The 6,665-nt window shown below is 46.9% G+C and carries 11 protein-coding genes; all 11 read right to left on the minus strand.

The window, feature by feature from the left end:
* Window positions 1-21 precede the first annotated feature (21 nt).
* Entirely contained in the window at window positions 22-339 is a 318-nt protein-coding gene (locus tag RMO52_RS19020) for a hypothetical protein (RefSeq protein WP_309742535.1), read from the minus strand.
* Window positions 340-402: 63 nt separating this feature from the next.
* Window positions 403-1,068: a hypothetical protein gene (locus RMO52_RS19025; protein ID WP_309742536.1), complete on the minus strand. Its 666-nt coding sequence runs from the start codon at window positions 1,066-1,068 to the stop codon at window positions 403-405.
* A gap of 77 nt (window positions 1,069-1,145) precedes the next feature.
* Window positions 1,146-1,490 carry a hypothetical protein gene (locus tag RMO52_RS19030; RefSeq protein ID WP_310417395.1) on the minus strand — a complete coding sequence of 115 codons (345 nt, stop codon included), beginning with the start codon at window positions 1,488-1,490 and terminating at the stop codon, window positions 1,146-1,148.
* A 63-nt stretch (window positions 1,491-1,553) separates the two neighbouring features.
* Entirely contained in the window at window positions 1,554-1,826 is a 273-nt protein-coding gene (locus tag RMO52_RS19035) for a GlsB/YeaQ/YmgE family stress response membrane protein (protein ID WP_309742538.1), read from the minus strand.
* Between the two features lie 193 nt (window positions 1,827-2,019).
* Window positions 2,020-2,625 (minus strand): signal transduction histidine kinase (STHK), LytS, encoded by a 606-nt coding sequence (locus tag RMO52_RS19040; RefSeq protein ID WP_309742539.1) that lies wholly within the window; start codon window positions 2,623-2,625, stop codon window positions 2,020-2,022.
* A gap of 409 nt (window positions 2,626-3,034) precedes the next feature.
* Window positions 3,035-3,337, minus strand: coding sequence for a hypothetical protein (locus tag RMO52_RS19045; protein WP_309742299.1), 303 nt, complete (start codon window positions 3,335-3,337; stop codon window positions 3,035-3,037).
* Between the two features lie 200 nt (window positions 3,338-3,537).
* Window positions 3,538-3,819, minus strand: coding sequence for a hypothetical protein (locus tag RMO52_RS19050; RefSeq protein ID WP_309737958.1), 282 nt, complete (start codon window positions 3,817-3,819; stop codon window positions 3,538-3,540).
* Window positions 3,820-4,339: 520 nt separating this feature from the next.
* On the minus strand, window positions 4,340-4,612 hold the full coding sequence (locus RMO52_RS19055; RefSeq protein WP_310417399.1) for a hypothetical protein: 273 nt from the start codon (window positions 4,610-4,612) through the stop codon (window positions 4,340-4,342).
* A gap of 21 nt (window positions 4,613-4,633) precedes the next feature.
* On the minus strand, window positions 4,634-5,401 hold the full coding sequence (locus RMO52_RS19060) for a hypothetical protein (RefSeq protein ID WP_309737956.1): 768 nt from the start codon (window positions 5,399-5,401) through the stop codon (window positions 4,634-4,636).
* A gap of 263 nt (window positions 5,402-5,664) precedes the next feature.
* Window positions 5,665-5,892, minus strand: a complete 228-nt coding sequence (locus RMO52_RS19065; RefSeq protein WP_309737954.1) for a hypothetical protein — start codon at window positions 5,890-5,892, stop codon at window positions 5,665-5,667.
* A 537-nt stretch (window positions 5,893-6,429) separates the two neighbouring features.
* The gene (locus RMO52_RS19070) at window positions 6,430-6,639 is read right to left on the minus strand and encodes a chlorophyll a/b-binding protein (protein ID WP_396135052.1); all 210 of its coding nucleotides are present in this window, start codon (window positions 6,637-6,639) and stop codon (window positions 6,430-6,432) included.
* Window positions 6,640-6,665: the final 26 nt, after the last annotated feature.

Below are 6,665 nucleotides of genomic sequence, written 5' to 3' on the forward strand. Positions count from 1 at the left end.
ATCCACCCAAATCATCTAAAATTAGCGATTCTTGATGCTCTGCCACAAGTCTTTTAACTGCTGCTTGATGAGTCTCTCCTTCCGCGCGGCGGAAGAACCAGCTTTGGCAAATTCACCAGTGGCGGCTTCAGTCTTTTGCTCTAGCGGAATCGTCCCAGTAGTTTCAGCCTCAGCGCGAGTCTTTTCGTACCAGACTTTGGTACCATCGATTTGCCGCTTGACCTGAAAATAGCGATCGCCGTAGCGTGTCTCTAGTTGGCGATCCAACTCGATGAGCTTGGCTTTGAGACGTGTGGACTGAGCTTGCAACAATGGAAATATACTGAGTGTTAAGAGCATTTGTGTTGTTCCTCAATGATGCTAATGGTTGAGAAATTTCCCATTCAGCCAGAGCCATCTGGATTAGTAGTCGCGATCGACCGTTGCTGTCGGTCTGGGATTGCGGACACCGATCGCCGAACCGATCAGGGAAGCGATTAGTCCTAAGAGCGAACCGAAGACAAAAGACCAACTGACTTTGGCAGTATTACCAGCAATATCGCGAGCTTGTTGGGCGGTAATATTCGGTACTGGTGGCGCTTGCTGTCCGGTGATGACCCCAGTCGTGGCATTAGGTGCCGCTTGGCGAACTTGATTGATGACGCTGCCAGCATTGGATGCTGCTACGCCAAAGGCTCCAGAGACACCGCTAGAAAGCAACCAGGCACTCAAGGCTAGAGTCGAAGCCCATAAGATCGCCCCGTTGAGTAATGCCGTGTTGCGGTTCATTCGGCCGGAAGTACGCGCCGCAGTCCAGCCACCGACGAACAAGGAGATCAGCAAGCTAATAATCGACCAAATGCCGACACCAACACCAACGCCACCAGCTTCGGTACGAGGTGCGCCCGAGTCGCCGATACTACTCGCTCCAATGGCTACACCCAATGCACTCAAGACGAGTTGCGTACTTAGGGCAATCATTAATCCGGCGATGATGGGACCCCAGCGTACTTGATCGTGGTAGCCAGTTGCAACTACAGGTACCGTTCGTTCGCCGATATAGTCATTTGGTCTATCTACATATGCCATAATAATGCTCCGAATTATTGATGTGTGGTTAGCTGACAAAATTGATTGAGATGCACCGTTAACTGATATTTCCAGCCCTAGTTATTTTTGAGTTTAGCGATCGCTTTTTCGACTTGCTTGACCGCTGGCGGCATGGTGTCGCTAGATCTGTACATTTTGTCTCGATCTGCGGCTTCGGGTTGGACTTCATTGAGCGCACCCTGAGAACGCGCCTCGATCGATTCTGGAGACATCGCGGGTTTTGCTAGTGCCTCTTTCGATTTTTCCTCGATCTGTGGCAGTTGCTCTACGCCTTTGGTAGTGGGGCTTTTGCCAGCTAGAGCGGGAAAACTGCTAGCAAAGACCAATACTGCCGACAGGACGATCGACATTAGCATCCGCAGGGGACGAATATTGACAAACAATGCAGACAGGTATTTCATATCAAACTCCTCTAAATAAATCGGTCGTGTACGGGTGCCAAGATAGCGATAAGTCGCCAGAATCTAGATATTTCTACTAGCAACTAAGCCGTAGAGATAAATTGCAATAATCGCGCCTAACACGGCAATTGCTACGCCCGGAATACTTAATCCAGCCGCTGTAAATTGCAATGTTCCAGTCTGTATGAAGGTGAACAAACTCCCCCCAACAAATGCACCAATTACGCCTAAGATTAGCGTCGATAGCCAGCCGCCACCTTGATCTCCAGGAACGATTGCTTTGGCGATCGCGCCAGCTAGCAATCCTAAAACTACCCATGCAATAAGATTAGTCATAATTTATTTCTCCGTTGAATTTGCCTGTATCAGTAATTTACCAGCAGTACCTCCCAAACCCTTTCTCTCAAGTGGATGAACTATACATTTGTAGTTAGCGTCAATGGACAGAGGAGTATCGACCTACAAGCAGATGATTTTTCTTTAGCGATCGCGAAATGTTTAGATCTAGTCTGTAGTCTACCGATCGCGCCTACGATTGAACCTGTGCGGGGGAAACGTTTCGATCGTGATGATTGGCGATATCTTGGAGCGTCCATTCTTGGATGCCAGCTTTGGTAAAAATTGACTCAGCCTGGTTCAGATCGCTGGGCGAGCCTTCAATCATTACCAGGTAATTGCCCTGAGCGACGCGATCGCTATACATGGTCGCCCGTTCATCTGGGATATTCAGACCGATTAGACCTCCAGCTAGGCTACCAGCCGTCGCGCCGATCGCGCTACCAGATGCCGTTGCAGCTAAGGCAGTAGCGGCAGCGCCCGCAAGCATCACCGGACCGACCCCGGGCAGTGCCAAGGCACCCAAACCGACTAATAATCCCGCCACGCCGCCAAAAGCCGTACCTGCGATCGCGCCATTTTTGGCAGTTTCGCCAGCAATCCCATTGTGAGCTGCTTCGTCACCAAGATCGGCAAGTGCCTCGCTGGTTTTGGCTCCAGTTACCTCCACTTGGCGTTCGACATCGCGACCGATGAGGGAGACTCGCTCCATTGCAAAGCCAGCACTTGCCAGTTTTATCAACGCACTTTCGGCACTGTCATAGCTAGAAAATATCCCTATGCCACGTTTGTCAGACATCTCGTTTACTCCTGATTTTTTTAAGTATTAATTACCCTCACCCCGCCAGATCCTTCGGCTCTGGCTCCCCTCTCCCCAGCTTGGGAGACAGGGTGGTTTCATACACCGAAATAAAAATCTTTCATACCAAATCTGCTTCACAAACCCTTCTTTGGCGATCGAAACCCCTTGCCCTCACCCCCAACCCCTCTCCCAAGCTGGGGAGAGGGGAGCCGGAGCCGGAGGCGACGGCGGGGTGAGGGCGAAGGGTTAAAGACTAAGTACTAGGGTTTGTGCATTTTTCTTTTATTGTATGAAACCAACCTGTCTCCCAAGCTTGGGAGACAGGTTGGGGGTGAGGGCAAGATCTATGCTTCATACCCTAATTCAGCAACGCCAGAATCGCTAGCCACTATTCACTATTCACTATCTACGCTGATTCCTCTGTTTTGGCATCGCCAGGAGTTTCATAGTACATTTCTGGCTCGATCCCAAAATTGTCCACTAAGCCTTCTTTATCGACGGTAAAGCCCGCAGTTGTATCGAGACTTTCCGAGCCTGGTGGATGCTGGGGCAACCGCTTAAAATTCTCGCCTTCGCGTTCCATTCTGGCGGCTGTTTCGGCAGGGATAATATTTGGGTCGTAGCTGTCTGGGGTCGGCGAATCGTATTCGGGATTTGGCTGCGCCACTGACGGATCGATCGGTGCTACTTTATCTTGTGAATTTTCCATGATTATTTGCCAGAAATTGGGTTGAGTAAGATTGAAAAATCGCTCTTGAGATTGGTTGTTATCACAGCAGCATATCGTTCTAGCTGCGTTAGATCGTCGCCTAAACGATCTATCTATGACTACCTCGATCGAGACAATTAAATTTGCGATTGTGAGGAAAAAATTCACTCTTTGGATAGAGAACCCGCCATAGCATCCGGCTAGTGAAAATAAGTATCAGCGCGTAAGATTTCTTCTTGCCCAAAATATAGAGCGAGTGCATTGACGCCCAAAATCAGCCATGCTCGATCGCAGAGATCTTCCAATTCATCCAAAAGATCGTCAACAACTTCGGAACTCGGACAGTGAATTGAGAGTAACTGGTTGCCATCAAGCTCAATTAGGCAGCTTGGCAAACTAGTTGCAAAAAAGTGTAGAAACCGCTCGATCCGAAAGTGCGTGAGCGTATCGAGATCGTCAACGTTGATTTCAGTGAGTAACATCGGCAAACTCCTGTGTGTATGTGTGCGATCGGGCACTTATCGCTTCAGGCTCAATGACAGCATTGCTCATAGTTTCAGCTAAGAGTAACTGCGGTCTAGTTGGCTGACGATCGTACCAAAATCTTAGCAGTTGAGGAGGGATGTTACTTTCTACCAAGTGGAGGAACCGAGCAAATCCGATCGGTGTCAATAGATAGAGAGGGGCTATTGATGTGTATATGTTCTAGCACGATCGTCACGTTCCTAAATCGAAAAATGTTGGCAAAAAAGCCGATCTAATCGTGCGACTAGATCGACTTTTTAATAGGTAATTATCGCTAAGCTATGACCGATCGATCTGATGTCAAGCTGCTAATTAAGTAGCTGGGGTTAATTAAATATACGATGCTAATTATGCCCATATGTTGGTGCTGTTGGGTTTCGAGGCTCAACCCAACCTACAAGTGTTTGATATTTAATTGCGCCTACCTAATTAGTTGCTGAGATCTAATTTAGCTAAAACAAGCTTTACTATCTTGGACTAATGTGATTTAATAGGTCTATAGTCAGAACAGTCAATTGCTTCTTCTTGAAAAGCTGTATAAGGATTGACAGTACATTTGAGATTGTGTTCGCCAGTAAAGAAAACACAGCGATCGCAGGGAATTTGATGCAGCCTTTTGAGATGAAACCAATCTTTCTGGAGCGTTTTCCAAGCCGATTGGATAAAGTGAAGCATAGTTAGTGTCATCAGCGTTGTGAAAGACACCGTATAAATCGCAGTAATGGTTTGAGACAGAGTGGGCAGAAACATGAGGACTGACAATAACAGTAATTAAATGGCTACATCTGGCAACGCTCTGGGACTTAGCTCGATCGCACCGACTGAGCCTGGTTGTTCGAGCGTAGACCCATACAGATCGACAAATCGCTTGAATAGCTGCATAGTGTCGCAACTAGAAACCTTGTATGCTTTGACTTTGCGTTGTAAGTTCCCATTGGCTAGGCGATGGAGATAAGGTAAATCTTCAAACAATGTCAGACATGCAGCACAGTGCAGAATCATTTGTAAGATTGGCTTGGGAAATATCAAATCGCTGTAGATATCAATGAACAGTTTATGGATATCATCGCCCAGGGGCAACATATTGAAAATTATCGTAACTTTGCGGCTTTTAAAGACGGGGACAGTTAATTCGATCGTATAAGGAGTATGCAGGGTTAACTCTGCTTCTACTACTGGTTGCCGCCACATTTTCAGGATATTGAGCGAACGATCGATTGTAGTTTTGAATTTGACTTTACCGCCACTACTCGTCTCTTCAAATTTGCTGACACTGCCAACCTTTAGGCCCTTGAGACTGACATTATGTACTTGCTCTAAGTGTTTTAAGTCCAGCAAATGGTATACTTGACAAAGGTAGGGAACTGAGATGATATACTCTTGAGATATCTGGTGATACTGCTTGAGCTGGTGCATAACCTCTTCAGTCCGACGGAGATAACCAGCGTGTGGGGGTGTCGCAGCAGAGAGCTGGTAGTACTTAAGCGTACTCATGCTTTTGACATTCTGACTTTCAAGTTCGAGATTGAGAACCGTCATGTGTGAATCTCCGGAGAGCCGTAATTAGTGGTTGTGAGGGCATAAACCCCATCTGGCGGGAGTAATTCGCTGCAAAAACATCAATACGCTGACGTATTGGTAAATTACTAGTTTGTAAACCCCGAGCATCAATGCGATAAATCAGACTTAGATTCGCATCGCCGTCATAGCTGGAAAAAGTTTGCTGGCAATCTATCGGCGGAAAAGAGTCGTGTCGAGGATTGCCTCTGGCTAGTCGAACGAGGATCGTCAAGTCAGCCGTGTTAGCAGGCTACAAAGTAAAAAGAGGTGGGATTTAACCGCACCCCCTTTGCAAATCTCTGATGAATTGCTGCAAATCTACCAAAAATTTCAGCGAGTTCGATCGATTCAAGTCGCCAGTGCGATCGGGTTTTAGTAGTGACTAAATCGAGTTCGGCAGCATCCTGAGCTACACCACCATTATTGTTGTCTCGATCGAATCGTGTTTTCGAGACGGCGATCGCAAACACTAGCAGCCCAAATATGTGCTTCGCAAAGAAATCAAGCGATCGTGTAGCCGACTTGGACGCTGACAGTAGCCGTCGTACCAGAGATCCCAAAGACAGGTAATAGATACGCAATTGGGTAAGCACTCTAGGAAAACAGCAACAGCAGGAGCATGTTGCAAACTAGCGATTGGACATCAGCAGGTTGCCGTTGCCGCGATCGCGAATGAACAGGAATTATAAACTAAATTAAACTGGCTACGAGTCAACGATTGAATCGTCGATACCCGAGCGGGAAGGTCTTGTGTCGCAAAGACCCCTCATAGTAACTCAAAGTCTGATAGCAAATGAACTGCAATCACGCTCTTAGTCTCCAGAGGATTGGTTCAGAACTTAAACAAACTGCAATTAAGTTATTAAGCTGGCGAATCCTTAGATCTACGCTAATGTCGATCTAGAGAAAACTTTAGCTATAGAATTTTCTCTAGATCTAGATTGAGTTGAAATCTAACTAGCGAGCGGTCGGATTGAATCGACTGATGATACACAGCTTATGTCAACCTAGCGAACTACTGTGTTAGTAACAGTGTGCATTAAGTTGTAGAAGTGTAAGACACCTTGACCGGAGAAGTACTCAGTCAATAAAGCGGCTACAAATCCGATCATTGCAAAGCGACCATTCCAGATTTCAGCTTGTGGGGTAAAGCCCCAACGCCAAGCATTACGATCGGCATTGTTAGCAGGAATTACTTTTGAAGGAGAAGTTGTCATGATGAATACTCCAAGGTTGTGGTAAT

It is taken from the genome of Chamaesiphon sp. OTE_8_metabat_110, assembly GCF_031382685.1.
Taxonomy (GTDB): Bacteria; Cyanobacteriota; Cyanobacteriia; order Cyanobacteriales; family Chamaesiphonaceae; genus Chamaesiphon.

Bases quoted from the DNA above. Each gene is read 5' to 3' on its own strand.
- RMO52_RS19020 (WP_309742535.1), bottom strand. From the start codon at position 339: ATGCTCTTAACACTCAGTATATTTCCATTGTTGCAAGCTCAGTCCACA.
- RMO52_RS19025 (WP_309742536.1), bottom strand. From the start codon at position 1,068: ATGGCATATGTAGATAGACCAAATGACTATATCGGCGAACGAACGGTA.
- RMO52_RS19030 (WP_310417395.1), bottom strand. From the start codon at position 1,490: ATGAAATACCTGTCTGCATTGTTTGTCAATATTCGTCCCCTGCGGATG.
- RMO52_RS19035 (WP_309742538.1), bottom strand. From the start codon at position 1,826: ATGACTAATCTTATTGCATGGGTAGTTTTAGGATTGCTAGCTGGCGCG.
- RMO52_RS19040 (WP_309742539.1), bottom strand. From the start codon at position 2,625: ATGTCTGACAAACGTGGCATAGGGATATTTTCTAGCTATGACAGTGCC.
- RMO52_RS19045 (WP_309742299.1), bottom strand. From the start codon at position 3,337: ATGGAAAATTCACAAGATAAAGTAGCACCGATCGATCCGTCAGTGGCG.
- RMO52_RS19050 (WP_309737958.1), bottom strand. From the start codon at position 3,819: ATGTTACTCACTGAAATCAACGTTGACGATCTCGATACGCTCACGCAC.
- RMO52_RS19055 (WP_310417399.1), bottom strand. From the start codon at position 4,612: ATGTTTCTGCCCACTCTGTCTCAAACCATTACTGCGATTTATACGGTG.
- RMO52_RS19060 (WP_309737956.1), bottom strand. From the start codon at position 5,401: ATGACGGTTCTCAATCTCGAACTTGAAAGTCAGAATGTCAAAAGCATG.
- RMO52_RS19070 (WP_396135052.1), bottom strand. From the start codon at position 6,639: ATGACAACTTCTCCTTCAAAAGTAATTCCTGCTAACAATGCCGATCGT.